Consider the following 23,787-nt stretch of genomic DNA (forward strand, 5'->3'; position numbering starts at 1 on the left):
AAGGGGTTGGACATGGCTGGGATGAGAAACCTGATCGGCGGGGCACTGCTGCTCGCCGCCTGCGGCAGCGAAGCGGGGGTGGTGCAGGAGAGCGATCTGCCGGAGGAGATGCAGGACATCTTGCCCGAGGGCCTCGCCTCCGAGCGGACGCCGGTGGAGATCCGCGATGCCAAGTGCCTTCTTTGGCCCTCCAACTTCCGCGGTGCCTGCAAGTTCGAGCCTCGCGGGCGCGGCTCCTTCGCCGTCACCCTGGAAGAGGGCGACATGTTCTACGACGACGTGTCCGAGATCCTCGTCTCCGTCTTCCTGCCCGGCGAGGCCGACGTTCGCGCGCTGACCACGACCGGCGGCAGCACCTATGTGGGCGAGGCGAAGCGGTCGGAGAGCTATCCGGCCTGCTGGATCGGTAAGGGGTTCTCGGTCTGCGCCTACTAAGCCGACATCTCTCAGCTCTGATCTTTTTCCCCGCTCCGCGTGTTGCTAGCACAGGCGAAGCAGCACGAGGATAAGCGGAGGCCGATGAAGCTTCAGGGCGAGGTCGAACGGGTGGAGATCGACGGCGAGCGGCGCATGTCGCTGGCCCGCTACGGCGATACCGATGCGCCGCGTGTCCTCCTCTTCGACCCCGGCTCCTTCGGCATCTACGCGGACGGCCACCACATCGCCTTGGACCTGGCGAGGCGCGGTTGGTACTGTATCCTCACGACCAGGGCGGGGATGTACGGCTCCGACCCGCTGCCCGAGGGCCAGCCGCCCCTGCCGAGCTTTCACGTGCAGGACATGGAGCGGGTGCTCGACCGGCTGGAGGTGAGCCGCAAGGTGGTCCTTGCCGGGCACTCCATGGCCGGGGTCAGGGTGCATCTTGCGGGCTGCATGATCCCCGACCGGCTAGCCGGGCTGGCGCTGCTAGACGCGGTCTGCCCGTCGCTGATGAGGGGTCTGCGTTGGGCGGGCTGGATCGCCTGGGCGAGGGGGATCGGTCAGGCGGGCGCCAAGGTCGCGGGCACGGCCCTCGGCGATTTCGTGGAGACGCTGCACCCGAACATCCTCGAGCTCGAAGGCCCGCCGCGGGCGGACAAGCTCGCCTCGATCAACTCCGAGCAGCACCTGCGCACCGCCGCCGAGGAGGTGGCCGTCACCGAGAAGAAGGCGCTCGACGACACGATCGAGCCCGCGCTGCACCTGCCGTCTTTCTTCGCCACCGCCACCCCGGTCAGCCAGGGGACCACGGCGCTGCTGCAGGAATATACCGAGGCGGGGACCTGGGCGCGGCGCATCCACTTCGCCAAGGAGGGGCACATGTCCATGCTCACCCCGCCCTGCGCCGCGCAGATCGCCGACGGCATCGAGGATGTCTGGATGCACGCCGAGGCGAAGCTGCCCGCCGCCATCGCCGTCTAGCCCTTGCCCCTGCCGCTCAAGCCCTACCGGCCGCCGCTGGAGCCGCGCCTGACGCTCCTTCACGTCGACGAGGCGCTGATCGTCGCCGACAAGCCCGCGGGGCTTCTCTCCGTCCCCGGACGGTGTGAGCCGGACTGTCTGGAGGCGAGGGTGAGGGAGGCCCATCCCGAAGCGCTCACCGTCCACCGGCTCGACATGGCGACCTCCGGCGTGATGCTCTTCGCACGAAGCAAGGAGGCGCTGGCGCATCTGGGCAAGCAGTTCGAGAAGCGCATGACGAGGAAGCGCTACATCGCCGTGGTCGAGGGCAGGGTGGAAGCGGAGAGCGGCACGGTCGACGCGCCAATGCGCTGCGACTGGCCCAACCGCCCGCTGCAGATGATCTGCGAAAAGCACGGCAGACCGGCCCTGACCCACTGGCGGGTGCTGAAGCGGGTAGGGGAGTCGACGAGGCTTGCGCTCACCCCCGTCACCGGTCGCTCGCACCAGCTCCGCGTGCATATGGCCTCGATCGGACACCCGATCCTGGGGGATGAGTGGTACGGGGACGAACACTCCGCACCCAGACTGCTGCTGCATGCGGAGGAGCTGGCGGTACGGCATCCGATCGGGGGTAGTGAGGTGGTGTTCCGCTCCGAGGTGCCATTCTGAGTTCTGTCCCCGTAGGGTGGACGCCGGAGGCGGCCACCTCTTCTGGGCGGTATGCTTCCTTCCGCCGTCATCCCGGACAGCGAAGCTGATCCGGGACCCATGGCCTGACGTTACGATCCGCTCGGTCCGGTGCGTTCGTGAGAGCTGACCGGTCCATGGGTCCCGGATAGCCTTCGGCTTCCGGGATGACGGTCGAAGGCGGGCAACACGACCACCCGCTCGGCGCGGGCATAAGAGACGAACGGGGACCCGGCGCGCGGCGGATCGCTTCGCAATCCGCCCTACGGCCCCTGCTTTTTCATCCGCTTTCCCACGGCGTAGCGAAGCGTAGACCGTGGGACCCATCTCCTGCCGCCTGTGTGCTGCTTGGTCCGCTTTGTGATGGGTCCCATGGATCGCTGCGCGACCATGGGAAGGCGTGGGGAGGAGATGTGGACCTTGGAGATAAAGGGGGGGGGAGAGCGCCGAGCGGCGGAAAAGCTTCGCGATCCGCCCTAACTCTTCCGCCCAAGCCGTCCGGGTACGTCCATCAGCAGCCTTTGCGCCAGATAGTCCGGGCCCGCCTCGATGAGGCCGTCGGCGATGAAGGGGGCTTCGGAGAAGTAGGCGATGGCCATGCCGGCCTGGTAGCAGGCGGAGACGGCGGCGCCGACGCGGCGGGAGGCGTCGAACTTGGTGATGATGCAGCGGCGCACGCCGAGGTCCGCAAAGGCGGTGATCCAATCCGTGTGCTCACCGACATCGCCGGAGGCGGGGATGACGAGGATCATCTCGGCGCCGAGGCTCTCCCGGAAGGCGCGCACGGCGTTGACATCGGCGCTGGCGAAGGGGCTGACACCGGGGGTGTCGAGGATGATGCCCTCTTTGGGTCGCTCCTGGCGCATGATCTGGGCGACCTCGCGCGGCTCCTCGACCGCCCAGAAGCGGGTGTCGAGGGCGTCGGCATAGGTCTGCATCTGCTCGACCGCGCCCGCCCGGCCCACATCGGCGGAGACGAAGGCGATGCGGCCCCCTTGGGCGGCGGCGCTGGCGGCGATCTTGGCGGCGGAGGATGTTTTGCCCGCCCCCGTCTGGCCGATCAGCATGATCGGCACGTCGCGCATGATGTTGAGGGGGGCAAAACGCAGGACTCTGGCGAGTGCGAAGCTCAAGCGTGCGGCCTCGTCGCCCCGGCCTGCGTAGTCGTGGGCCTCGTCGGCGAGGGCGCGGATGAGGCGCTGGGAAAGGCCGTGACGGCCGAGGCGATGCTCCCACTCGGCGAAGATCGGATCGCCTGAGCCCGACCGGCCGCTGGCGAGCTTCTTCGAGAAATCGCCGCGCAGCGTGCCCATAGCGCCGCCCTCGGGCTCCTTCGCCGCCTCTGCATCGTCCGTGACGCGGGGCTCCTTGAGACCGCCGAGGGAGGGGGCGGGCGCAGGCTCGCTCGACCTGCCGCGCGCGAAGAGGCCCCCGGAAGAGCCGCCCTCGCCCTTGAAGAGGGGCTGGCCCTTCTTGATGGCGCGAATCTCGACACCGCCGTCCTGGCTTCGGCGCACGGCGAGCACCACGCCGTCATCGCCCAGCGTGCGCTTCATCGCGCGCTTGGCCTCGTCAATAGTGGCTCCGTAGAAGGTCTGATAGCTCATCGGCGCAGGCTGGGTTCCATCACCATCACTCCGGCGTAGAGGCTGTTGCCTCTTCGACCAAGTCTCTTCTCGCCCGTTCCAGAAGATCGGGCCCGCCCCTGAACCTAGGGGCTCGTAGCGAAGGCCGAAAGAGTGGTGCTGCATGGTCTGCCCTAGCGCGTGACTGCTCACCGCCAGGTTGCAAGGGTTGTGCCGCGCGTGCGGGGTTCGCCTCTAGGGAGGACGCACCCCTACCGTCATCCCGGAAGCCGCAGGCTATCTGGGACCCATGGACCACTCGTTGTTGCCCTATCAGCCGTCGGTTATAATGGAGCGTTCAGTCCATGGGTCCCGGATAAGCGCTTCCGCGCTTTCCGGGATGACGGCGAAGGTTCAAACGAAAAAGCCCGCCCCCGCTTCCGCGGGGCCGGGCTTTTTTCAGATGTGCGACCGGCTTAGCGGTACTGCTGAATGCGGGTGGCGCGCAGGCCCTGCATCCCGTGCTTGTCGATCGCTTTCTCCCAGGAGTGGAACTCCTCCTCGGTGATGCCGTAGCGTTCGCACGCGGCTTCAAAGCTCAGGAGACCTCCGCGAACGGCGGTGACCACCTCGGCCTTGCGACGGATCACCCAGCGCTTGGTCGTGGGCGAAGGAAGGTCGGCGAGGGTCAACGGGGTCCCATCAGGCCCGATGACGTAAGGTTCGCGCTGCTGCCTCCGCTGCATGAAAGCTTCCATACTGTTCCCCAACTTGTCGCCACCCCCACGGCGGCATCGATAGGCTCGATAAGCCGTGAGACTACATAACGCCGGCTAAGAACCGCCTAAGCGATAGGGTGAAGATGTCCTGAACCCCGCAAGAAATAAGGCCTTTTTGGGGCAAACTTTGTGCCGGGGAGGGACAGGTGAGCGCTTCTGTTCCGCCCTGGAACACAGGGTGAAGAGAGGCTGACCGAAAAGCCTAAAGAGCGCAGGCGCTCACCGGCGGCGGAGGAACAGCGCGCCGAGACCGTAGGAAAGCCCGGTCAGACCGATGATGACCGAAGCCGCCACGTGGAACTGATCGAAGGGTTTGGAGAAATCCGCCGCGGGGAGCTGATGGACCAGCGCCGATGCGCGCAGGAGAAAGAGGGCTGCAATCAGGCCGAGCGCTAGCCTTGTCAGCGGCAGCTTAGGAGGGCGCCCAGTCGCCGACCAGCCGTAAGCCGCGAAGACCAGAAGGATCAGCGCGATGGCGCTCGTGACGACCGGCCCCTGCCAGGTTCCGTCGCGAAAGGACTCGGTCACCCACAAAGGCGCTCCGGCGAAAGCCACCCAGGACGGATCACCGAATATCAGCGCGACATGGAAGAGGGCAGCGGCCACCAGCGCAGCTGATGAAAGAAGAACGCCGACACCGATAAGCTTGCGCATCTTCTTCCCCTAGGGCAGCCCGCTTCAGATAGCTTGACCCTGCCGAACAGGCGATGCAATGGCCCAGGGCTTAGCGAAGAGGTTTCCACGATGCATCCCTACAGGTCCCACCACTGTGCCGAGCTCCGCAAGGAAGATGTCGGCTCCGAGGTCAGGCTCTCCGGCTGGGTGCACAGGAAGCGCGACCATGGCGGCATCCTGTTCATCGACCTGCGCGACCACTACGGCATCACGCAGGTTCTCTGCGAGCCTGAGTTCGAGGACTTCGCAGCCGTCGATGCCGTGCGCGCCGAGAGCTGCATCAGGGTCGAGGGCAAGGTGGTCGCCAGAGCCGAGGACCAGGTGAACGAGAACCTGCCCACCGGCGCCATCGAGGTGCGCATCACCAAGTTCGAGGTGCTGTCCGCTGCCGGTGACCTGCCCCTGCCAGTCTTCCAGGAGCCCGACTACCCCGAAGACATCCGCATGCGGCACCGCTATTTGGACCTCCGCCGCGAGACCATGCACAAGAACATCGTGCTGCGCTCGAACGTGGTGCGTGAGCTGCGCCGGGGCATGGAGGATGCGGGCTTCACCGAGTACCAGACACCGATCCTGACGGCCTCCAGCCCGGAAGGCGCGAGGGACTTCCTGGTGCCCTCACGTCTTCACCCTGGAAAATTCTTCGCGCTGCCCCAGGCGCCGCAGATCTTCAAGCAGCTCATCATGGTGTCGGGCTTCGACCGCTACTTCCAGATCGCGCCGTGCTTTAGAGACGAGGATGCACGGGCCGACCGCTCCGCCGGTGAGTTCTACCAGCTCGATGTCGAGATGAGCTTCGTCGAGCAGCACGAGGTCTGGGACACGACCGGCCCCGTGGTGGCGCGGGCCTTCGAGCTTCATGCCGGTGAGCGCAAGGTGGACCCCTACGAGAGCTGGGCCAAGATCCCCTACGCCGACAGCATGCTGCGCTACGGCACCGACAAGCCCGACCTGCGCGTGCCGCTTCAGATGCAGGTGGTGACCGAGCACTTCAAAGGCTCGGGCTTCAAGATCTTTGCGTCGATGGCGGAGGACCCCGAGAAGCAGATTCGCGCCATCCCCGCGCCGGGTGGCGGGTCCAGGGCGTTCTGTGACCGGATGAACTCCTGGGCGCAGAAACAGGGCCTGCCGGGCATGGGCTACATCATGTTCGACGACGGCGACGGCAAAGGCCCCCTCGCCAAGAATATCGGCGCCGAGCGCACCCATGCCATCCGCGACCAGCTTGGCTTGTCTGCGGGCGATGCCGCCTTCTTCCTCGCCGGTAAGGTCGAAGAGTTCGAGCGCGTGGCGGGTCTCGCCCGTGTCGAGATCGCGCAGAGCCTGGCCGAGCAGGGCAAGATCATGCCGGACGGCACGCCGATCTTCGACGAGGCTCGCTTCGCCTTCTGCTGGATCGTCGACTTCCCGATGTATGAGTGGGACGAGGAGCGCAAGAAGGTCGAGTTCGGCCACAACCCCTTCTCCATGCCGCAAGGGGGCCTCGCGGCGCTCGAGAAAGCCGAGACGGCTGAGCAGATCCTGCAGCTCAAGGCCAACCAGTACGACCTGGTCTGCAACGGCTACGAGATGGCCTCCGGTGCCATCCGTAACCACAAGCCCGAAGTGATGTATGCGGCCTTTGCCAAGGCGGGCTACGGCGCGGAAGTGGTCGAGCGCGAGTTCGGCGGTATGCTGAACGCCTTCAAATACGGCGCCCCGCCCCACGGCGGCATCGCCTATGGCGTCGACCGCATCGTCATGCTGCTCGCCGACCAGGAAAACATCCGTGAGGTGACGATGTTCCCGCTCACCCAAAACGCCGAGGACCTGCTTCTCGGCGCGCCCTCGGAGGCTTCTCCCGAGCAGCTCAAGGATGTGCACATCAAGGTGGTGAAGCCGATTGAGGAGGCTTCGTAGCCGGTTCGCTGCAAGCGAAAGAAAAGGTCCGGGGGACCTTTTCTAGGCGCAGAAGGGCACAGCAGGGGCGCTTTTTTAGGGAGCGAGATGTTGCTTCGTCTCTTTGCGATCTCCATCGTGGCGCTGGTGCTGACGAGCTGTGCCTCTGCACCTCGCCCAGTTGCTGAGGAAGAGGAGCTGACCGGCGTTTGGCGCCTCATCGCCGTCGGCGCGCCCGAAGGGCTTCCGGACGGCAGCGTCCAGCTTCTCTCATTCCGCGAGGACGGTGTAACCGTTCATCGGTGCCCAGGGGAGCCGCTACCACTAGCTTTTCGCGACGGTAGGCTCCGACGGGATCCGTCCCGAGGCAGCAACGAACTCATCCTGACTGAGTGTCCCAAAACTACCTGGGCGCCAACATACCGCTACATCGACCGTGTACTCTATGCCGAGCCCGAGCTGAAATTCGCCGGGCGGAGGCTCATCATTACCGCCGATACGGGAGAGTTGCTCGTGCTCAAACGGCACCACTGAGCCAGAACCGGCGGTACTGCGCACTGCCAACACTCACCCCTAACAAAACCTTACCGGTTGGCACGGAAGCTGCAGGAGGCGTCAGATCGCAACTGGGGTCCCACCATGAAGAAGTTTCTAGCAACCACGCTCTCCATAGCGGCACTCACGGGCATGTCCCACGCCGCCATGCTCGACGGCGGTAACGTTCACATCCTCATCGACGGCGTCGTCGGGCAGGGCGTCAGCACCATCACCTTCTCCGGCTCGTCCACCACGACCGGCGATGACAGCATCCGTCAGACCGGCGTAGGCGGGTGGAGCCAAGGCGACACGTTCCAGCCAGGGGGCACCGGCCAGCTCCTCTCCGATCCGCTGATCCAGGACGCACTCTTCAACCTCACCGGCAACGCGTTCATCACTATCGGCGGCGTGACCAACACGATCACGCAGATCTTCCTCGATGAGGACGCCCCCGACAATGCCGACGATCTCGGTTTCCGCTTCGCCATCGAGCAGAACTACACCGGCAACAGCGAAGTTACCTTTGGCGGGACGGGTACCATCGACCTCGACATCTCGGCCTTCAATGTCGGCACCTATTTCAACACCGTCGACAATGTCGGCGATCTTGCCCGACTGGGCGAAGTCATGGTGACGGTCACCGCCAGCGAGGTCCCGGTGCCGGGCGCACTTCCCCTAATGGCTGCGGGAATGGCCGGTCTCGGCTTCGCCAAGCGCCGCCGCAAGGCCTGACCCTGTTCGGAGGGAGGTCCAGGCGCTAAACCTGCGTCATGACCTTTCTCCTCCTGGCCGCGCTGGCGGCGACGAACCCTGAAGAAGCGGTCCTTCAGACCGTGGACCGCTTCTTCGAAGCCTACTACGCCCGCGACGCCGAGGCGGGCGCCGAGACCATCACCGCTACCGCTTCGGGGCGGCAAGTCAGCATCGGTGAGGACGCAGAGCCGACCGGCATCTCCGCCCCCATCGACGTCGCGTCGTTTGTCGCTGCCTGGAGCGATCTTCCCACCAAGAACGCCGAACTCTACTGGGAGCCGAAGGTGCAGGTCACCGAAGGGCTGGCCCAGGTTTTCGCGCCCTATGTGATCGAGGTGGATCGGCGGATCGTCCATTGCGGCTTCGACGCCTTCACCCTGATCGAGGTGGAGGGCACATGGAAGATCGACACCATTCAGTTCACGGCGGAGCCGACGGGTTGCGCGAGGCTAGGCTACGATCCGTTGAGGGAGGACCTTCGGCCTGCCTCGCTGAGGCCGGTGCTCTCCGGTGAGAAGCCTAAGTAGGGACGAAGCCGACCTGCTGTCCAGCCTGGAGGCGCTGGCGCCCGAAGCCAGCCTTCCCGGCTTCGATCCCTTGGGCGGCGGGCTCGGCGCGAGGCTTCTGATCCTCCTGGAGAAGCCGTCAGGGCTCGCCCATGAGAACGCCGTGGTGTCCCCAGACAATGGCGAGCGCAACACGGTTCGCCTGCTTCTGGAGCGGGCAGGGGTGCCGCGGACGGAGGTGCTGATCTGGAACGCCGTGCCCTGGTGGAACGGCACGGCCAAGGTGACGGCGGGGGAGCGGCGGCTAGGAGCGGATGCGCTCCGTAAGCTGATCGTCTCCATGCCGAACCTGCGGGCGGCGGCGCTGGCGGGAAGAACCGCCGAGACGGTCTGGCAGCAATCGAGGGCAGGCGCTGTTCCAGTCTTCGTCTCGGCGCATCCCTCACCCAATGTGAGGGCGGGGTACCCGGAGCGATGGAACGCCATTCCGGGTATCTGGAGGGAAGCCTACGAGGCCAGTGTGCTAGCGTAGGTCGCCGCGGCGCTCGAAGCCGTCGCAGGCGGAGCTGTCGTAACCTTCGCGGCAGAGAAAGCTCTGGCAGCGCTCCTTCATCTCGTGATCGGTCGAGTAGGCCTGACCGACCAGGGTGGAAGGATCGTTCATCAGTAAGCAGAGCTCTTCGAATTCGTCACGCATGGTCTTTCTCCTACACTGCCGGTGCGGTCGCAGCCGGTCTCAGGGGAAAGTTCGCAAGGGGCGAAACATGGTTACATGACGAACTCGGCCTGGTCGGGAACGCGGCTGAAGGCGATCTTGCCCCCCAGATAGTTGAGGTCGAGGTTGAGCTGCGCGGCCAAGGTGACGTAGCGGCCGATGGCGGGGCCCCGCTCTTTACCCTTGCCGAGCCCAGCAATCTTGCCGTCTTCATCGGCGTTGAGGGCGTCGATCATCTTCCACAGGCGCTCGCGGTTTCTCGTCGTAGCGAGATCGCCGGCCCCGGCGAAGAGCTCCGTCTGACGCTCTTCGACACTGCCGAGGGCCGTGAGGTGGGACAGGTAGATGGCGACTTTACCAAACCGTAGAGACTGGACGCCGGTTCGCCGCCTGATCTCTTCGAGATGATGCGTCCAGAGATGGTCGAACGCCTCTAGGATGGCAAAGCTGTCGGCGGTCGCTTCCAGCGAGGTGCTCCCCTCCATGGCTTCGAGCTGCCCCTCCCTCTTTCGCAGTTGCGAGTAGAGGCTGACATTCCGTGTGCGGTATCCATAGTGCCTGAGACGGGCCGCCGCCTTGAGGACCAGGGCGCGGGCGACGATCCGAGCGCCTTCGGGCGTCTCGTGGTCCTTGCCGAGGACACGGCTGTGGCCGATCATGGACTTTTTCGGTTTGCTGCGCGGCTCGTCGGTTTCGTAGCCGTGAAGGGCATACCAGAAGCGCTCGCCTTCGACGGAGTTCCAGATCTTGCGCATCTGCTTGGGCGAGAGCGTCCAAAGCTGCTCGCAGGTCCTAACTTCCACGTTCTCTAGCCGGGCGAGCATGCCGTTGCCGATGCCTGGGATGTCGTGAAGGGCCATGCCGCTCAGCCGCTGCGGAAGATCCGTAGGCAGAAAGACCGTCAGGCCGTCGGGCTTCCGCGACTCCGCTGCGAGCTTGCCGAGAAGCCTCGTCTGCGCCAGCCCGATAGAGGAACGCAGGGCCGGTCCGAACCTCTGGTGCAGCGCAGCCTTCACGGCTCTGGCCGTTCTAAGGGCAGCTTCGGGCTCTCCTTCGGAAGGGGAGAGGGAGCAGGCTACCTCGTCGACCGAATAGACCGTGTGGATCGGAAGCACCTCCTCGATCGTCTCCTTGATGTCCTGATGGATGGCGACATAGCGGTCGTGCCTCGCGGCGATGATGACGATATCGGGACACAGGCGGCGGGCTTCCCGGACTGTCGTGCCCCTTTTGATGCCGTAGGGCCTGGCCTCGTAGCTCGCCGCGATGGCGCCGGTATGATCGCTTTCCAGCGGCGTGACCATGACCGGCCTTCCGCATAAGGAGGGGTTGTCGGCCTGCTCCACGCTGGCGAAGAACGCGTTGAAGTCCAGGAACAAATAGCCCAGCCGGTCGTAATAGCCCGGCACACCATCGCGAAAGACCATGCTCCACCTTCGTTCCCGCTTCGATGGTAGGAACAAAAGTAGAACATGGCCGGAAGAGTCAACGCCGAGAGTCAGCTACTCGCCGATTCGTTTTCCAGATCGGCGATCAGCGGCTTGATCACCCGCCTCCAGTCGCGCTCGGAGATAGGGCCGACATAGCGGAACCGGACGACACCCTCCTTGTCGATGACGAAGGTCTCTGGAGCCCCTGTCACGCCGAACTGGGCGACGGCGTAGCCTTCGGGGTCGAGGCCGACGGCGGCGAAGGGGCTGCCGTGGCGTTCCAGCCAGGCGGCGGCGTCGTCAGGCGCATCGTTCCAGGCGATGCCGTAGATCAGCACGCCCTCGGACTGCATCTCGAGAAGCACCGGGTGCTCGTAGAGGCAGTAAATGCACCAGCTTCCCCAGATGTTCACCAGCGTCACCTCGCCGCCGAACGCCTCCTGGCCGAACGGTCCGGGATAGCCCGGCACCGCGCCGAGCTCGATGGCGGGCGCCTCCTGGCCGATCAGGACGGAAGGCGCGGACGAGCCGTCGATGGACAGGCCGCGAAACGCGTAGACCCCGACAATGCCGAGCACGAGGAGGGGGAAGACCAGGAACTGCTTTCTCATCGCGCCTATCTGCGCTCACCCCCTTGCAAAGGCCAGGGGGAGTCCCCTTATCGTTTAACATGATGCTTACGGCATCGTCACTTGGAGGAGGAGGTCAGGACCGATGGACAACACAAGCGATAGCCCCCGTAGCGGCGGCGGTTTTTGGAAGTTTCTGCTGTTTCTGATGATCGTCGCCGTGGCGATGGGGACCTGGGCCGCTTACCAGTACGGCGCCGAGTGGGATCTCGTGGTCAATGGCCGAACCTTCGACGAGCTGCAGCCCTGGGAAGTGGTCGGCGGCGTCATCATCGGCATTCTGGGTCTGATCGTCGGCCTCGTCGGCGGCGCGATCGGCATCGTGGTCGGGCTGCTGGCCGCAGCCTTCGCCGTCCTGATGGCCTTCCTCGGCATCTTCGCCGGTCTGTTCATCACCGCCGGCGTGGTGCTTGGCCCGTTCCTTCTGCTCGCCGCGGTGATCCTCCTGATGCGCCGCCGCAGCCACCCCGAGGCGATCTAGGCCGTGACCCTCGGCAACATCATGCTAGGCGCGGTGGTGCTCGCTACCGTCGCCTACGCCGCGGTACTCATCATGGGGATGATCGCGCTCTGGCCCTTCGGCCTGATCGGGCTCGGCGTCCTCCTCTTCATGGGGGTGATGCTCGGAGGCGTCATCGTGCAGCGGGCACGGGACCCTGAGGACCGTCACTACTCGAGGAACGTGAAGGAGTAAGCCATGCTGATGACCACCACGGACTATGTCGTCGGGCACGAGGTGACGGAGGTGCTGGGCCTCGTCCGCGGCAACGTCATCCGTGCACGCCATGTGGGTAACGACATCATCGCGGGGCTTCGCAACATCGTGGGCGGGGAGGTCAACGAGTACACCAAGCTCATGGCCGAAGCGCGCGAGCAGTCCCTCGACCGCATGAAAAGCCATGCGCAAAGCCTCGGCGCGGATGCGGTGATCGGCGTCAACTTCACCACGGCGGCGTTGACCCAGGGGGCGGCGGAGATTCTCGCCTTCGGCACAGCGGTCAAGCTCGGCGGTAAGGTCGCAAGCACGAAGCCGCTTCAGGCGTCGGCGAGCGGCGACGGGATGGTGCGGCGCGTCTAGCGGTGCTAGAGGACCGCTCCGGGTTCAGGCGGTGAGGAGCTTATCCCCCGGAGCGGCTGCCGTGCGGGTCCGGGCGCGCCCTAGAGCCTTTCCTCGCACATGCTCTTGGTGATGGACGAACTGGCCTCCTCGGCATTGCAGGAGGCGGTCGTCTCACCGTTCAAGCCGTTCGTGCACCGATAGATATAGGCGCACTCTTCGTCTGTTTCCGAACCTTCCGTGCGCGTGACTTCGCAAGAACAGGTAGCCGTCGGCTCCTGCGCCAGAAGCGCTGCGACCATGTCGAGCCTCGCATGATCCACGGCGGGGCTGGCAAGAAGGATGGGAGAAAGCATCGAGATGAGCAGTTGCATGAGGTCTGTCCCTTCAACAAACACCGGAAAACTCAGCCGGCGGAGGGGACGCTACGCCGCGGATGATCCGAGTCCAGAAGTATTGAATGGCTTTCTGGTTAGGTAGATTTGGGTGAAACCGGAAGTTTGTAAAGCCTCGATCAGCGATTGCCGAAACAGAACTTAGGATTGTAGATCTTCTTTCCAAGTGGTGCGGTTGCTCAACTACGCTGTTTTCTAGATATACGAGAAACACCGTTATGATATTCAGTATATCTTGGTTTGGTGTGCCGAACACAGCTCACAACTCTGGTGTTCCTGTCCTGTGGTTCATGACAGTTCGTCCTGATCCTGCTTTCGAACGGTGCCAGCCCGCTGACGGTCGATATACCGCAGGCGCGCAGCTTCGATGCTAACTTCACGCTGACCGGTAGCTCGGGCCTCTTCGACCAGGGCTTTCTCGACGCTGTGCTTCAGACCGCTCAGACCGTGGTCAGCACGTGGAGCTCCTTCATCGGCGCGGCGGTCGGTGCGAGCCTGGAAGTGGCGATCGACGTGTTCTCCGACGAGGAGACCAGCACAGTCGCCTTTGCCGGGCCGCGGGAGATCGTCCAGGAGGGCTTTGTCGACCGCAACGGCAACGGCGTGACCGATGAGGGGGACTTCTTCCTTCTAACCGCAGGTTCGCTGTTCGAGCTGCAGACCGGCATCGACCCGAATGGCGAGGAAGCCGACATCATCATCGGCATCAACGGCGCCTTCGTTCAGTCCGGCAGCATCTTCATCGACCCTGAGGCCGACGATCCCGTGCCCCCTGGTCTGATCGACCTCTACTCGGTGATCCTGCACGAGTTCGCCCACGGGCTCGGCTTCCTCGGTTTTGCCGAGGCTGACGGCCTGCCGACCTTCAACTTCGGCACGGAGGCGGATCCGCTCATTATCGAGTTCGGCTTCGCCTACGACTTCTTCGTCGAGCTCGACGAGGGGCGGCCGTTCTTTACCGGGCCGAACTCCGTCGCGGCCTACGGCGAGGCCGTGCCGCTCGAGTTCCAGGCCGGACTTGGCTCGGACATCAGCCACTTCCAGGGCACGCCGCTCGACTTCTTCCCCGACACCTCCTTCGCCCTGATGAACCCCAGCGTCATCCCCGGCGACCGGACGGTGATCGGTCAGGCCGAGCTGGAGCTCTTCCGCGACATCGGCATGCCGATCGTCGCCGATGCCGATGTCTATGTGTACGAGCTCGACGTCCTGCGGACACTCGGCCTCGTGCGTACGGTCACGGTGGGGGACGTGGTCAGCGTCACCGAGGACAGCGTGACGGTCGCGATCGTCCTCGACGGTCTCAACCCCTTCACCTCCACCCAGGTCGGTGTCGGCGTGGAGATCGCGGGCGAGGCGGGAATCGTCTCGGCAAGAGCCGTCTTCGATCCGCAGACCAACGTCACCTTCGTCACCTTCGATCGGGACCAGGTGCTCGGCGGCACCGGCAACGAGATCGACACCGCCTTCGAGGTCCGTCTGTTTAACCCGGCGCAGCTCCAGCTCGCCAACGGGGAGCTGTCCCAGGACTTCTCCATCGGCATCACCGCCGAGGTGGGAACCGATGGCGACGACCGTATCAACGGCGGCAATGGCGACCAGACGATCTTCGGCAATGAGGGCAACGATACGCTTCGCGGCGGCAATGGCGACGATATCCTGTCGGGCGATGCCGGTGATGACCTTCTGAGCGGCGGTAATGGCAGCGACATCCTGCTTGGCGACGAAGGGGACGACAACCTACGCGGCGGCAACGGCTCCGACGAGCTGTTCGGCGGCAATGGCAACGATGATCTGCGCGGCGATAATGGTGACGATCTCCTCTTCGGCGAAGCCGGTGACGACGATCTTCGCGGCGGCAATGGCAGTGACGGCCTCTCCGGCGGCGACGGCGATGACGACCTTCGAGGCCGCAACGGCAACGACGACCTCTTCGGCGATGCGGGTAATGACGATCTGAGGGGCGGCAGCGGTTCCGACGCTATGTTCGGCGGAGACGGAGACGAAGACCTCCGCGGCGGCGCTGGCAACGACCTTCTCGTGGCCGGTGACGGTAATGACGGTCTCAACGGCGGCGCAGGCAGCGATGTCCTCGTGGCCGGCGGGGGCGTTGACTTCCTTCGCGGCGGCAGCGGGGCCGACTTCTTCGACATCACCGATGCGGAAATCGCCCTGATCGAGGACTTCAGGGAGGGTCAGGACACCCTCGTCTTCGACGACGTGGAGTACTCCACCGCCGAAGAGATCGCCGCCTTCATCTCCCTCGAGGGCGTCGAGGCCAGCTCGATCGGCCGCGACCTTGTGCTGACCATCGGCGAGACCCAGACGGTGATCGTCGAGAACTTCGGCGACCTCCTGGCCTAAGCTCCAGCGCCAACCCAATGAAGAAAGGCCGGACATTCGTGTCCGGCCTTTTTGCTGTGCGACGAGGGGAGCGGAGTGCTGGGCGCTCCGCCTGCCGACCTTACCAGATGCTGACGCGGTCCTCGGGGGCGAGGTAGAGCTCGTCGTCCTCGGTGACCTCGAACGCGGTGTACCAGGGGTCCATGTTGCGCACGACGCCGTTGACCCGGAACTTGCCGTTGGAGTGGCTGTCCGAGGCGACCTGCTGCTTGAGCGCTTCGTCCCTATAGAGACCTTTCCACACCTGCGCCCAGGCCATGAAGAAGCGCTGGTCGCCGGTGAAGCCGTCGATGACGGGCACGTCCTGGCCCTCGGTCGCCAGCTTGTAGGCGGAGTAGGCCATGGAGAGGCCGCCGAGATCGCCGATATTCTCGCCCATGGTGAGGTCGGGATTGATCGGGAAGCCCTCGATCGGCTCATAGGTGGCGTACTGAGCACCCAGAACCTCGGTCTTCGCCTCGAAGCGCTCGGCGTCCTCCGCCGTCCACCAGTCGCGCAGGGCGCCGGTGCCGTCAGATTTCCTTCCCTGATCGTCGAAGCCGTGGCCGATCTCGTGGCCGATCACTGCGCCGATGCCGCCATAGTTCACGGCCAAATCGGCTTCGGGATCGAAGAAGGGCGCCTGCAGGATGGCGGCGGGGAAGACGATCTCGTTGCGGGTGGAAGAGTAGTAGGCGTTCACCGTCTGGGGCGTCATGCCCCACTCTTCGGGGTCGATCGGCTCACCGAGCTTCGACCAATTGTCCTCGAAGCGGAAGACGCGGGCTGCGCGCATATTGCCGACCGGGTCGCCCTCGGCCACGTCGAGGGAGGAGTAGTCCGTCCACTCGTTCGGATAGCCGATCTTCGGCGTGAAGGCGTCGAGCTTGGCTTTCGCCTCGGCCTTGGTCTCCTCACTCATCCAGTCGAGATTGGCGAGGCGCTCGGCGAAGGCGACGCGGAGGTTCGCGACCAGCTCGTCCATCTGCCGCTTGCTGTCCTCGGGGAAGTAGCGCTCGACATAGACCTTGCCGACGGCCTCGCCCATCGAGCCGTTGACGGCCGAGACGCCGCGCTTCCAGCGGGGGCGCTGCTCGGGCGTGCCGGAGAGCTCGGTGCCGTAGAAGGCGAAGTTGGCGTCGTCGATCTCCTGGGGGAGGACGCTGGCGTAGCTGCTGACCGCGCGGGCCATCAGGTAGTTCTTCAGCGTCTCGACCGGGGTGTCGCGGAAGATCTCGGCGGAGCCTTCGATCGCGCTCGGCGTGGAGACGATGTAGTACTCCTCTCCGTCACCGCCGAGGGTCTCCATCATGCTCGCCCAAGGGAAGCCGGGGGCCAGCTCCTCGAGCTCGGCGAGGGTGTGCTTGTTGTAGGTCTTGTCGCGTTGACGGCGCTCGGCGCGGGACCAGTGGACCTCGGCCAGGGCCTTCTCGAAGGCGAAGACGTCGGCGGCGGCCTCTTCGGCGTTCTCCACACCGGCGAAGCTCAGCATCTGACCGAGATAGGCCTCATAGGCCTCGGCCTTATCGGCGAACTGGTCGGTCAGGTAGTAGTCGCGGTCGGGCAGGCCGAGACCCGACTGGCCCACATAGACCGAGTGCTTATCGGGCTGCTTAGCGTCGATGCCGACGCCCACGCCGAAGGGGGAGGGGGCGGCGTAGGAGGGATCGAGCATCAGCTCGATGATGTCCTCATGGCTCTCGGCGGCGGCATAGGCCGACAGCTCGTCCTGAATGGGAGCGAGACCGGCGGAGTTGATCGCCTCTGTGTCCATGAAGGCGGCGTAGTAGTCGCCGATCTTCTGCTCGAGGCTGCCGGCGGCGGCGTCCGCCTCGGCGCTCTCCTCAATGATGGTGCGGATACGCTCCTCGGAGCGCTCGAAGAGGCGGGTGAAGCTGTTGTAGCTGGAGCGCTCGGCGGGGATCTCGAAGCTGTCGAGCCAAGCGCCGTTCACATACTGGTAGAAGTCGTCACCGGGATCGACCTCGGCCTGCATGTCGGCGGTCTCGACGCCGAAATCGCCGAGTTCAGGGCCTTGGGGGGCCGCCTCGGCCTGGGTTTGGGGCCTGGCATTGTCGGCGGAGCCGGTTTCGACATCGGTCTCGCCGCAGGCGGACAGGGCGAGGGCGGAGGCGCTGAGCAGCGCGGTGGTCAGGAAAAGCTGACGAGATCTCATAGGTTGTCCCTTTTGGATTCGTTCCAATGGGCCGGACTTGTTCCCTAAAGAAACCCGCTTGGCAAGCTGCCTTATCGAATAGCGAGAAGGGGAGGGCAGGTCAGCGAGACAAAGCGGCTCCGGTGCATGGGGTACACCGGAGCCTTGTGTAGCTTCCTACTCTACGCGAAGCCTCGGTCGATCTACGCGGACTGTCGGCGACGCTTCCATGCGCCGAACCCGGCGATCGCCGAGCCGAACAGCACCACCGCGCCCGGTAGAGGAACGGGGTCGAAGACTGCAAGCCCAGTCAGCAGGCCAAAACCGGTCGTCGTTGCACCCAAATCGGTGGCCTCGCCGGTGATCAGGTCGATCGCGTAGAGGTTGATGCCGCCGATGGTGTCGAGCAGCGCGAAGGCGAGGTTCTCGTCCTCGTCACTGAAGAAGATGTCGAAGCCGGCATTGGCGTTGAAGTCGAGCTCCGAACCGCCAAGGGTCACGGTGGCCACGGTGTTCAGCTCGCCGCTATTGTTGCCGATGGTGACGAGCGAGTTGGTCTCGCTGTCCAGGCCGTACTGCACCTGGCTGGGGTCGCCGCCGGGGATCTGGAAGGTATAGGCGTTGGCGACGATGCTCGGCCCGGTGCCTTCGTTGGCGTCACCGCTAACGTAGAACAGATCGAAGATATTGTTCGCAGCACCGCCAAGAACGTTCGGAGGGGTGTTGTTCGGGAAGAACACCGAGTTCGACGCGTTGTTGCCGACGATCCTGGCGGCGTCGATGTTGTTGTTGAAGTCGAAGCCGGCGATATCGGTTCCGACGAAATCCTCGGTGCTGGCGACGAAGGTCGTCAGACCGCTGAGCGGATCGACGAGGAACACGGCCTGGCTGTCCTGGCTGAAGCCGTAGAGCTCGCCGGTCTCCGGCCGGTAGGCGAGAGCGTCGAGCGAAGCCGCGTCGCCGGAGATGGCGATGCCGGTCGCGTCGCCGACATTCTCGACGTCGAACCGCACGAGCGTGTTGCTGTCGACTCCTCCGATGGCGAAGCCTGTCGGCGCTGCCGAGGCCGTCGCGACGGCCGATAGCGCTGCTGCTGAGATGGCGGACAATGTCTTATGCATGTTTCCTCGTTCCCGTGCCGTCTGTGACACGTGAACAGGGGTTAGGTGGCTGCGGCCCTCGCGTTAACCCTTTGATTGGGCGTAAATCTCACGAACGAGTTAGGTTTGGAGGTTTTCGCATCACGTTTCGTTAAGGTTACCTATAACGGGGCTGAGGAGCGTTCTCATCGCCGCTGCGTCCGTCAGGGAAGGGTGCTTTTTCTCCTTCCCCTCAGCGCCGGTTCTCTGGAAGGGCTGAGCTTGCAATTCAGGAGGACCACGCCATGACCGCTCCCGCCCCCCGCTACGACATGAAGGGCAAGACCTGCTTCATGTCCGGCGCCACCTCCGGCATCAACGAGCAGATCGCCAGGCGCTTCGCCGAAGCGGGCGCGAAGGTCTTCGTCGTCAGCCGCTCCATCGAGAAGGTCGAGCGCACCGTCGCCATGCTGAAGGAGGCGGGGGCCGAGGACGCGGCGGGCCAGTCCGTCGATGCCAGGAGCTACCCCGATGTCGAGGCCGCCGTCGAAGCCTGCGCCGAGAAGTTCGGTCCCATCGACATGGTGCTCGCGGGTCAGGCTGGGAACTTCCCCGCGGGCGCAGCGCAGATGTCGGCCAACGCCTTCAAGTCCGTGGTGGACATCGACCTTCTGGGTACCTTCAACGTCTTCCGCGCCGCCGTGCACAAGGCCAGGCGCCCCGGCGCTAGCTTCATCGCCATCACGGCGCCCCAGGCCAAGCGCCCCTGGCTCTTCCAGTCCCATGTCTGCGCCGCCAAGGCAGGGGTGAACATGCTGGTCCAGTGTCTCGCCATGGAGTGGGGCATCGAAGGGGTGCGCGTGAACGCCATCAGCCCCGGCCCCATCGACGGCACGGAGGGCATGGACCGTCTCGCCCCCAACGAGGAGATGCGCGAGCGCTACAGAAAGGCGCTGGCCCTCAAGGCGTTCGGCAACCGCGACGACATCGCCGACGCCGCCCTGTGGCTGACCTCGGAAGGGGCGGACTACGTCACCGGCACCATCCTCGAGGTCGAGGGCGGCACGACCCTGGGCGACGCCTCCGACGCGATGAAGATCTGACCGCGTGCCGCTCAAAGAGAAGCTGCTGCTGGCGTTCTTCATCTGGCTGGGGGTCTATCCCTCGGTCCTCTTCATGACCTGGCTCGTCGGCAAGGTGGGCATGGACCCGCCACTGCCAATCAAGGTCCTGATCACCACCATGGTCACCGTGCCGACGATCGAGTTCCTGTTCCTGAAACGGGCGAAGAAGATTACTGCGGCCGTCGAGAAGAAGCTCGGCATCGACGGAGATTTGAGGGAGGAAGGCTGAGGGTAAGCCATCGCGATCAAAGCGTTCCCGCCGTCCACCAAACTTTTACATCGGCCTGCTTGCTTGACCCGCATTTGAGCGCGTCCCATGAACGAGGACGCGGGACATCGGAAGGACGGTTCAAGGGTGGTATTACGAGTTGTGGTAGGGCTCCTGACGGCAGCCGCTCTTTCCGCCTGCGGCGGCGAACCGGCTCCGTCGGCCGAGATGGTCGAGCGTGGGCGGCAGGCCTTTGCCCCCTGTTCCACCTGTCATGCGGTGTCGCCAGGGGAAATGAGCGGTCTCGGACCCAACCTTCATGGAGTCTACGGGCGTCAGGCAGGCTCCGAAGAGGGTTTCGCCTACTCCCCGGAGTTGGCGTCGTCCGGCATTGTATGGCGTAAGGGGGCTTTGGACGATTTTATCGCCAGCCCCTCCCGTACTGTGCAGGGTACGAGCATGATCTATGCCGGCGAGCCTGATCCCGCTGTGCGTGAGGCGATTATCGCCTATCTCCAGTCTCTTCAGTAAGTTCCAGCGAGATGACCGACAAAATGAGTTCTTCCTTCACCGCAACAGCCAGAAGCGGGGCTGATTACGTCAGTGCCATGCCTACGAGGCGGAAGCTTCTTCTAGGCGGAGCTGTGATAGCAGGTACGGCTGTCGTGGCTGCCTACACGATCGGCAGCGGTGCCCCTTATTCCAAAGCTGCTTCGGGTACCAAGCCAGGCGATCGGCGGGACCTTGGTGACGGCTTCTACCTGGTGGACGGCTGGGTGCTCAGCGAAGCCGATCTTCAGCGATAGGTGACGGGCAGATGCTGCGAGATTTCAAGAACATCGACCCTGACGATCTGACCGACAGCTACGACCTCTGTGTCGCAGGCACCGGTCCGGCAGGCATGACAGTGGCACGCAAAGTCGCTTCGAAGGGCGGTCGGGTTCTGCTTCTGGAGGCAGGGGGATTGGCCCCATCGCCGGAAAGCCGCGACGTGTATAAAGGCCGCGATATCGGTCCAGTCCCTTACAATCATATCGAGAAATGTAGACTACGGCATTTCGGGGGAACCTCCGGGCACTGGGCCGGTCGATGCGCGATCTTCGATCGTGAGGATTTCGAGAAGGCTGCCGGAAGCGATCTGCCCGGTTGGCCCATAGGATATGACGAAGTCTACCGCCATCTCGAAGAAGCAAAGTCGATACTGGACGTTCCGCAAGCTGATCTAGAGCCGACTCCGCTTCCTTTTGAGGACTCTTTCTACCGCAAGGGGGCTGCTGCACGGAGCACCCCGACGCGCTTCGGTCCGAAGTACAAGGACGAGATCGAACAGTCGGACCGCATCGATTGTCTGTATAACGCGAACGTCACTGATCTCGTTGTCAGCGACGATGGTCAGCAAGTCGAAAAGGTCATTGTTACCGGCTACGATGGGAAACGGGCTGAAATCGCTGCGAAAGCCTTCGTCATCGCCTTCGGTGCCATGGAGAACGCGCGCTTCCTTCTGAATGCCAACACTCAGCAGGAGGAAGGTGTCGGCAACCAGAACGACATGGTCGGACGAGCGTTCATGGAGCACTTCGAGATCAATTTCGGTACGATCACGTCGACGGAGGATGGGTTCTGGAAGAGGTTCCTCGATGAGCGGGGTCACATGCCCCACCTCATGCCGAAGGATGAAATCCTTCGGGAGACCGGTGTCGGAAACAGTGTCGTGGTCGTGAAGTCCGGGGCCACCAGACGGTTCTACGGCCGCTTGGCGCCCCTTCGCGAAGCCAGATCGAAGATGGCGTGTTCGGTACCGCTCTTCCGTGCGAACAAGGGCGATGCATCGTGCCCGGACGAGTACTTCATCGGTACGCTCATGGAGCAAGTTCCCAACCGGGAAAGCCGGATCATGGTCGACCCGGACGATCCCGACCAGTTCGGTAAGGCAAGACTTCTTCTTCACTATGCGGTCGCAGAAAGGGACTGGGAAACCATTGAGCAGCACGCTTTCGCGCTCGGTAAGATGGTCGCCAGGCTGAACGTTGGGCGTCTGAAGGTGAGTGAGGAGTTGTTCGACCGGACCATCCCGATAGGCGCTCACTGTCACCACATGGGTACCACCCGGATGTCCGTCCGACCGGAGGATGGCGTCGTTGACAAGGACAGCCGGGTGCACGGGCTCTCCAACCTCTATATGGCTGGCGCTTCGGTCTTCTCCACCGGAGGAGGAGCCAATCCGACGCTGACCATCGTGTCCCTCTCACTACGGCTCGGAGAGCATCTCAGCCGTGAGTTGTCCCTCTCTTGACCAGGGGGCGGGTCCTCGTCACCGGCGCGGGCAGCGGCATCGGGCGGGCCTGCGCGCTCTACCTTGCTGACGAAGGCTTCCACATCATCGCCGCCGGTCGCCGGTTGGAGCCGCTTCAGGCTCTCGCGGCAGAGCGGCCCGGTCTGATCGAGACGGTGACGATGGACGTCACCGACCCGGCCTCCGTGGAGAAAGCCGTCGCCGAGGCGAGCCCTATCGACCATCTGGTCAACAATGCCGGGGTGGCGATCATGGGCGCCATCGAAGCGGTTCCGCTCGACGAGTGGCGGCGGCAGTTCGAGGTGAACGTCTTCGGCGTCGCCAATGTCTGCCGGGCCGTCCTCCCTCAGATGCGCCAGCGCGGGGCGGGGCGGATCGTGCAGATCGGCTCGGTCACCGGACGCCTGGTGCCGCCCTATCAGGGGGTCTACGGATCATCGAAGCACGCCCTCGAAGGTCTCACCGATGCGCTGCGCCGCGAGGTCTCGCGCTTCGGCATCGGGGTGAGCCTGGTTCGCTCGGGCTTCGTCAGGACGAGCTTCGGCGACCAGGAGCAGGAGAGCCTCAAGGCGCACCGGCTCGATGCCTATGCCGAGGACCACGACGCCTACGCCAAGTGGCACCATGACAAAGGGCACAAGGTGGCTCCTGACCCTGTGGTGGTCGCACGCGAAGTCGAGAAAGCCATCACCGCCGTCTCGCCCAAGGCCCGCTACGCTTGCCCGCCCAGTGCCAAACGCTTCCTCCTGATGCGCAAGGTCCTGCCCGCCGCCATGGTGGACCGCCTGATCTGGAAGACGATCAGGGGGCGGTAGAGAGTAGCGTCATCGCCGCTTCCCTTGATGCCTTTCGGTCGAAAGTCACCACGCTATCGGCCCCGGCTGCTTTGGCGGTCTCGACGATCATCGCATCGGCGAACTGAACGGATCGGCTGCTGCTGAAAAGACGGAGGGCGGCACGAACGACCGAGGGGCTCTCGATGACGATCTCCCGAGCGGCCAACAGACCCTGAAGAGCGGAAGCTATATCCTCACGCGAGGCACCGTAGGCACGCTCGAGTACCCATGAGGTTTCGACGAGGACGACGGAGGACAGAAATCCTCGGCGGTCGGAAGAAAGCCCTTCCATGAACCGGGAGGCTGCTTCGCTCTGACGTTCATCGTCCTGCACCAGGAAGCGGACCAGGACGTTGGTATCTATACCGATCACTGCTCTGAAGCGGCGGTTGCGATCGCTGCGTCCATGTCGGCTAGCGATAGACCTTTTCGCTGTGGCCTGACCATCCCGCGCAGTTCTGAGATACTCCGCCGTGCAGGAACGAGAAGGTAGCCGCCATCCTCGCGCCTGACGAAGGTCACCCTGTCGCCCGGCCCGAGCTTCAGTTCCTCACGCACATCCTTAGGAAGCGTGAGCTGACATTTGGCGGTCAGCGTTGCCGAGCTCAATGGAGCCTCCTTACTTTGAGTAAGGCAAAGATAGCTTCGGAGATGTGACGGTTCAAGGCGGACTTCGCTGCACACCCTCGCTTGCCGAGAAACCCAATACCCGATAGCGGTT

Annotated in this window: 29 protein-coding genes; 18 read left to right on the plus strand and 11 right to left on the minus strand. The window is 64.1% G+C overall.

Annotation, left to right across the window (positions count from 1 at the left end; genetic code table 11):
• Nucleotides 1-12: 12 nt before the first annotated feature.
• The 3 genes from NOG11_RS03200 (at nt 13) to NOG11_RS03210 (ending at nt 2,052) form a co-directional block, all read left to right on the plus strand.
• Nucleotides 13-435: a hypothetical protein gene (locus NOG11_RS03200; protein WP_256618185.1), complete on the plus strand. Its 423-nt coding sequence runs from the start codon at nt 13-15 to the stop codon at nt 433-435.
• An 84-nt stretch (nt 436-519) separates the two neighbouring features.
• Entirely contained in the window at nt 520-1,401 is an 882-nt protein-coding gene (locus tag NOG11_RS03205; RefSeq protein WP_256618186.1) for an alpha/beta fold hydrolase, read from the plus strand.
• Nucleotides 1,402-1,404: 3 nt separating this feature from the next.
• A complete protein-coding gene (locus NOG11_RS03210) occupies nt 1,405-2,052 on the plus strand; it encodes an RluA family pseudouridine synthase (RefSeq protein ID WP_256618187.1) in 648 nt (215 codons plus the stop codon).
• Nucleotides 2,053-2,546: 494 nt separating this feature from the next.
• Here the strand turns inward: NOG11_RS03210 and NOG11_RS03215 are convergent, their stop codons facing one another.
• The 3 genes from NOG11_RS03215 to NOG11_RS03225 form a co-directional block, all read right to left on the minus strand.
• Complete coding sequence (locus tag NOG11_RS03215) at nt 2,547-3,677, minus strand: flagellar biosynthesis protein FlhF (protein ID WP_256618188.1); 1,131 nt, start codon at nt 3,675-3,677, stop codon at nt 2,547-2,549.
• Between the two features lie 434 nt (nt 3,678-4,111).
• The gene (gene sciP, locus NOG11_RS03220; RefSeq protein ID WP_256618189.1) at nt 4,112-4,381 is read right to left on the minus strand and encodes a CtrA inhibitor SciP; all 270 of its coding nucleotides are present in this window, start codon (nt 4,379-4,381) and stop codon (nt 4,112-4,114) included.
• Nucleotides 4,382-4,633: 252 nt separating this feature from the next.
• Nucleotides 4,634-5,068, minus strand: a complete 435-nt coding sequence (locus NOG11_RS03225; protein ID WP_256618190.1) for a hypothetical protein — start codon at nt 5,066-5,068, stop codon at nt 4,634-4,636.
• 90 nt (nt 5,069-5,158) lie between these two features.
• On the opposite strand from NOG11_RS03225, the gene aspS reads away from it, so the two are divergent.
• From aspS to NOG11_RS03250, 5 genes are all read left to right on the plus strand, one after another.
• Nucleotides 5,159-6,988, plus strand: a complete 1,830-nt coding sequence (gene aspS, locus NOG11_RS03230; RefSeq protein WP_256618191.1) for an aspartate--tRNA ligase — start codon at nt 5,159-5,161, stop codon at nt 6,986-6,988.
• 87 nt (nt 6,989-7,075) lie between these two features.
• Nucleotides 7,076-7,501, plus strand: coding sequence for a hypothetical protein (locus tag NOG11_RS03235; protein ID WP_256618192.1), 426 nt, complete (start codon nt 7,076-7,078; stop codon nt 7,499-7,501).
• A 105-nt stretch (nt 7,502-7,606) separates the two neighbouring features.
• Nucleotides 7,607-8,236 (plus strand): VPLPA-CTERM sorting domain-containing protein, encoded by a 630-nt coding sequence (locus NOG11_RS03240; RefSeq protein ID WP_256618193.1) that lies wholly within the window; start codon nt 7,607-7,609, stop codon nt 8,234-8,236.
• 38 nt (nt 8,237-8,274) lie between these two features.
• A complete protein-coding gene (locus tag NOG11_RS03245; protein WP_256618194.1) occupies nt 8,275-8,784 on the plus strand; it encodes a hypothetical protein in 510 nt (169 codons plus the stop codon).
• Entirely contained in the window at nt 8,768-9,295 is a 528-nt protein-coding gene (locus NOG11_RS03250) for a uracil-DNA glycosylase family protein (RefSeq protein WP_256618195.1), read from the plus strand. The genes NOG11_RS03245 and NOG11_RS03250 overlap by 17 nt, the downstream gene beginning before the upstream one ends.
• Here the strand turns inward: NOG11_RS03250 and NOG11_RS03255 are convergent.
• From NOG11_RS03255 to NOG11_RS03265, 3 genes are all read right to left on the minus strand, one after another.
• Nucleotides 9,287-9,460, minus strand: coding sequence for a hypothetical protein (locus NOG11_RS03255; RefSeq protein ID WP_256618196.1), 174 nt, complete (start codon nt 9,458-9,460; stop codon nt 9,287-9,289). The genes NOG11_RS03250 and NOG11_RS03255 overlap by 9 nt on opposite strands.
• Nucleotides 9,461-9,531: 71 nt before the next feature.
• Complete coding sequence (locus NOG11_RS03260; RefSeq protein WP_256618197.1) at nt 9,532-10,905, minus strand: Y-family DNA polymerase; 1,374 nt, start codon at nt 10,903-10,905, stop codon at nt 9,532-9,534.
• A 71-nt stretch (nt 10,906-10,976) separates the two neighbouring features.
• Complete coding sequence (locus NOG11_RS03265; RefSeq protein WP_256618198.1) at nt 10,977-11,519, minus strand: DsbE family thiol:disulfide interchange protein; 543 nt, start codon at nt 11,517-11,519, stop codon at nt 10,977-10,979.
• A gap of 103 nt (nt 11,520-11,622) precedes the next feature.
• On the opposite strand from NOG11_RS03265, the gene NOG11_RS03270 reads away from it, so the two are divergent.
• From NOG11_RS03270 to NOG11_RS03280, 3 genes are read left to right on the plus strand one after another with little or no spacing between them, the layout of a single operon-like run.
• Nucleotides 11,623-12,018 (plus strand): hypothetical protein, encoded by a 396-nt coding sequence (locus tag NOG11_RS03270; RefSeq protein ID WP_256618199.1) that lies wholly within the window; start codon nt 11,623-11,625, stop codon nt 12,016-12,018.
• A 3-nt stretch (nt 12,019-12,021) separates the two neighbouring features.
• Nucleotides 12,022-12,231: a hypothetical protein gene (locus tag NOG11_RS03275; protein ID WP_256618200.1), complete on the plus strand. Its 210-nt coding sequence runs from the start codon at nt 12,022-12,024 to the stop codon at nt 12,229-12,231.
• A gap of 3 nt (nt 12,232-12,234) precedes the next feature.
• A complete protein-coding gene (locus tag NOG11_RS03280; protein ID WP_256618201.1) occupies nt 12,235-12,615 on the plus strand; it encodes a YbjQ family protein in 381 nt (126 codons plus the stop codon).
• 80 nt (nt 12,616-12,695) lie between these two features.
• Here NOG11_RS03280 and NOG11_RS03285 read toward each other — a convergent pair whose 3' ends face one another.
• Nucleotides 12,696-12,968, minus strand: a complete 273-nt coding sequence (locus NOG11_RS03285; protein ID WP_256618202.1) for a hypothetical protein — start codon at nt 12,966-12,968, stop codon at nt 12,696-12,698.
• A 447-nt stretch (nt 12,969-13,415) separates the two neighbouring features.
• Between NOG11_RS03285 and NOG11_RS15100 the strand changes: the two genes are divergently transcribed.
• Nucleotides 13,416-15,353: a hypothetical protein gene (locus tag NOG11_RS15100; RefSeq protein WP_256618203.1), complete on the plus strand. Its 1,938-nt coding sequence runs from the start codon at nt 13,416-13,418 to the stop codon at nt 15,351-15,353.
• Between the two features lie 100 nt (nt 15,354-15,453).
• Here the strand turns inward: NOG11_RS15100 and NOG11_RS03295 are convergent, their stop codons facing one another.
• Complete coding sequence (locus NOG11_RS03295) at nt 15,454-17,547, minus strand: M13 family metallopeptidase (RefSeq protein WP_256618204.1); 2,094 nt, start codon at nt 17,545-17,547, stop codon at nt 15,454-15,456.
• 182 nt (nt 17,548-17,729) lie between these two features.
• Entirely contained in the window at nt 17,730-18,647 is a 918-nt protein-coding gene (locus tag NOG11_RS03300) for a DUF4394 domain-containing protein (RefSeq protein ID WP_256618205.1), read from the minus strand.
• A gap of 263 nt (nt 18,648-18,910) precedes the next feature.
• Here NOG11_RS03300 and NOG11_RS03305 point away from each other — a divergent pair, with 263 nt between their 5' ends.
• The 6 genes from NOG11_RS03305 to NOG11_RS03330 all read left to right on the plus strand — a co-directional run bounded on the left by NOG11_RS03305 (nt 18,911) and on the right by NOG11_RS03330 (nt 23,045).
• The gene (locus NOG11_RS03305) at nt 18,911-19,708 is read left to right on the plus strand and encodes an SDR family oxidoreductase (RefSeq protein ID WP_256618206.1); all 798 of its coding nucleotides are present in this window, start codon (nt 18,911-18,913) and stop codon (nt 19,706-19,708) included.
• Nucleotides 19,709-19,712: 4 nt separating this feature from the next.
• Nucleotides 19,713-19,958, plus strand: coding sequence for a putative antibiotic biosynthesis monooxygenase (locus tag NOG11_RS03310; protein WP_256618208.1), 246 nt, complete (start codon nt 19,713-19,715; stop codon nt 19,956-19,958).
• A 207-nt stretch (nt 19,959-20,165) separates the two neighbouring features.
• The gene (locus NOG11_RS03315; RefSeq protein ID WP_256618240.1) at nt 20,166-20,468 is read left to right on the plus strand and encodes a c-type cytochrome; all 303 of its coding nucleotides are present in this window, start codon (nt 20,166-20,168) and stop codon (nt 20,466-20,468) included.
• Nucleotides 20,469-20,602: 134 nt separating this feature from the next.
• The gene (locus tag NOG11_RS03320; protein WP_256618209.1) at nt 20,603-20,743 is read left to right on the plus strand and encodes a hypothetical protein; all 141 of its coding nucleotides are present in this window, start codon (nt 20,603-20,605) and stop codon (nt 20,741-20,743) included.
• Nucleotides 20,744-20,754: 11 nt separating this feature from the next.
• Complete coding sequence (locus tag NOG11_RS03325; protein WP_256618210.1) at nt 20,755-22,230, plus strand: GMC oxidoreductase; 1,476 nt, start codon at nt 20,755-20,757, stop codon at nt 22,228-22,230.
• Complete coding sequence (locus NOG11_RS03330; RefSeq protein ID WP_256618211.1) at nt 22,227-23,045, plus strand: SDR family oxidoreductase; 819 nt, start codon at nt 22,227-22,229, stop codon at nt 23,043-23,045. Before NOG11_RS03325 ends, NOG11_RS03330 begins: the two co-directional genes overlap by 4 nt.
• On the opposite strand, the gene NOG11_RS03335 is transcribed toward NOG11_RS03330, so the two are convergent.
• Both NOG11_RS03335 and NOG11_RS15105 read right to left on the minus strand, forming a co-directional pair.
• The gene (locus NOG11_RS03335; protein ID WP_256618212.1) at nt 23,032-23,439 is read right to left on the minus strand and encodes a type II toxin-antitoxin system VapC family toxin; all 408 of its coding nucleotides are present in this window, start codon (nt 23,437-23,439) and stop codon (nt 23,032-23,034) included. The genes NOG11_RS03330 and NOG11_RS03335 overlap by 14 nt on opposite strands.
• Nucleotides 23,436-23,750 carry an AbrB/MazE/SpoVT family DNA-binding domain-containing protein gene (locus NOG11_RS15105; protein ID WP_370468203.1) on the minus strand — a complete coding sequence of 105 codons (315 nt, stop codon included), beginning with the start codon at nt 23,748-23,750 and terminating at the stop codon, nt 23,436-23,438. The genes NOG11_RS03335 and NOG11_RS15105 overlap by 4 nt, the downstream gene beginning before the upstream one ends.
• Nucleotides 23,751-23,787: the final 37 nt, after the last annotated feature.

It is taken from the genome of Parvularcula maris, assembly GCF_024505085.1.
GTDB classification, from domain to species: domain Bacteria; phylum Pseudomonadota; class Alphaproteobacteria; order Caulobacterales; family Parvularculaceae; genus Parvularcula; species Parvularcula maris.

What these genes read in the sequence shown, in the direction of transcription:
- NOG11_RS03205 (WP_256618186.1), top strand. Translation starts at nt 520, where the DNA reads ATGAAGCTTCAGGGCGAGGTCGAACGGGTGGAGATCGACGGCGAGCGG.
- NOG11_RS03315 (WP_256618240.1), top strand. Translation starts at nt 20,166, where the DNA reads ATGGTCGAGCGTGGGCGGCAGGCCTTTGCCCCCTGTTCCACCTGTCAT.
- NOG11_RS03255 (WP_256618196.1), bottom strand. Translation starts at nt 9,460, where the DNA reads ATGCGTGACGAATTCGAAGAGCTCTGCTTACTGATGAACGATCCTTCC.
- NOG11_RS03325 (WP_256618210.1), top strand. Translation starts at nt 20,755, where the DNA reads ATGCTGCGAGATTTCAAGAACATCGACCCTGACGATCTGACCGACAGC.
- NOG11_RS03245 (WP_256618194.1), top strand. Translation starts at nt 8,275, where the DNA reads ATGACCTTTCTCCTCCTGGCCGCGCTGGCGGCGACGAACCCTGAAGAA.
- NOG11_RS03235 (WP_256618192.1), top strand. Translation starts at nt 7,076, where the DNA reads ATGTTGCTTCGTCTCTTTGCGATCTCCATCGTGGCGCTGGTGCTGACG.
- NOG11_RS03300 (WP_256618205.1), bottom strand. Translation starts at nt 18,647, where the DNA reads ATGCATAAGACATTGTCCGCCATCTCAGCAGCAGCGCTATCGGCCGTC.
- NOG11_RS03215 (WP_256618188.1), bottom strand. Translation starts at nt 3,677, where the DNA reads ATGAGCTATCAGACCTTCTACGGAGCCACTATTGACGAGGCCAAGCGC.
- NOG11_RS03260 (WP_256618197.1), bottom strand. Translation starts at nt 10,905, where the DNA reads ATGGTCTTTCGCGATGGTGTGCCGGGCTATTACGACCGGCTGGGCTAT.
- NOG11_RS03295 (WP_256618204.1), bottom strand. Translation starts at nt 17,547, where the DNA reads ATGAGATCTCGTCAGCTTTTCCTGACCACCGCGCTGCTCAGCGCCTCC.
- NOG11_RS03285 (WP_256618202.1), bottom strand. Translation starts at nt 12,968, where the DNA reads ATGCAACTGCTCATCTCGATGCTTTCTCCCATCCTTCTTGCCAGCCCC.
- NOG11_RS03270 (WP_256618199.1), top strand. Translation starts at nt 11,623, where the DNA reads ATGGACAACACAAGCGATAGCCCCCGTAGCGGCGGCGGTTTTTGGAAG.
- NOG11_RS03305 (WP_256618206.1), top strand. Translation starts at nt 18,911, where the DNA reads ATGACCGCTCCCGCCCCCCGCTACGACATGAAGGGCAAGACCTGCTTC.
- NOG11_RS03240 (WP_256618193.1), top strand. Translation starts at nt 7,607, where the DNA reads ATGAAGAAGTTTCTAGCAACCACGCTCTCCATAGCGGCACTCACGGGC.
- NOG11_RS03265 (WP_256618198.1), bottom strand. Translation starts at nt 11,519, where the DNA reads ATGAGAAAGCAGTTCCTGGTCTTCCCCCTCCTCGTGCTCGGCATTGTC.
- aspS (WP_256618191.1), top strand. Translation starts at nt 5,159, where the DNA reads ATGCATCCCTACAGGTCCCACCACTGTGCCGAGCTCCGCAAGGAAGAT.
- NOG11_RS03225 (WP_256618190.1), bottom strand. Translation starts at nt 5,068, where the DNA reads ATGCGCAAGCTTATCGGTGTCGGCGTTCTTCTTTCATCAGCTGCGCTG.
- NOG11_RS03280 (WP_256618201.1), top strand. Translation starts at nt 12,235, where the DNA reads ATGCTGATGACCACCACGGACTATGTCGTCGGGCACGAGGTGACGGAG.
- sciP (WP_256618189.1), bottom strand. Translation starts at nt 4,381, where the DNA reads ATGCAGCGGAGGCAGCAGCGCGAACCTTACGTCATCGGGCCTGATGGG.
- NOG11_RS03200 (WP_256618185.1), top strand. Translation starts at nt 13, where the DNA reads ATGGCTGGGATGAGAAACCTGATCGGCGGGGCACTGCTGCTCGCCGCC.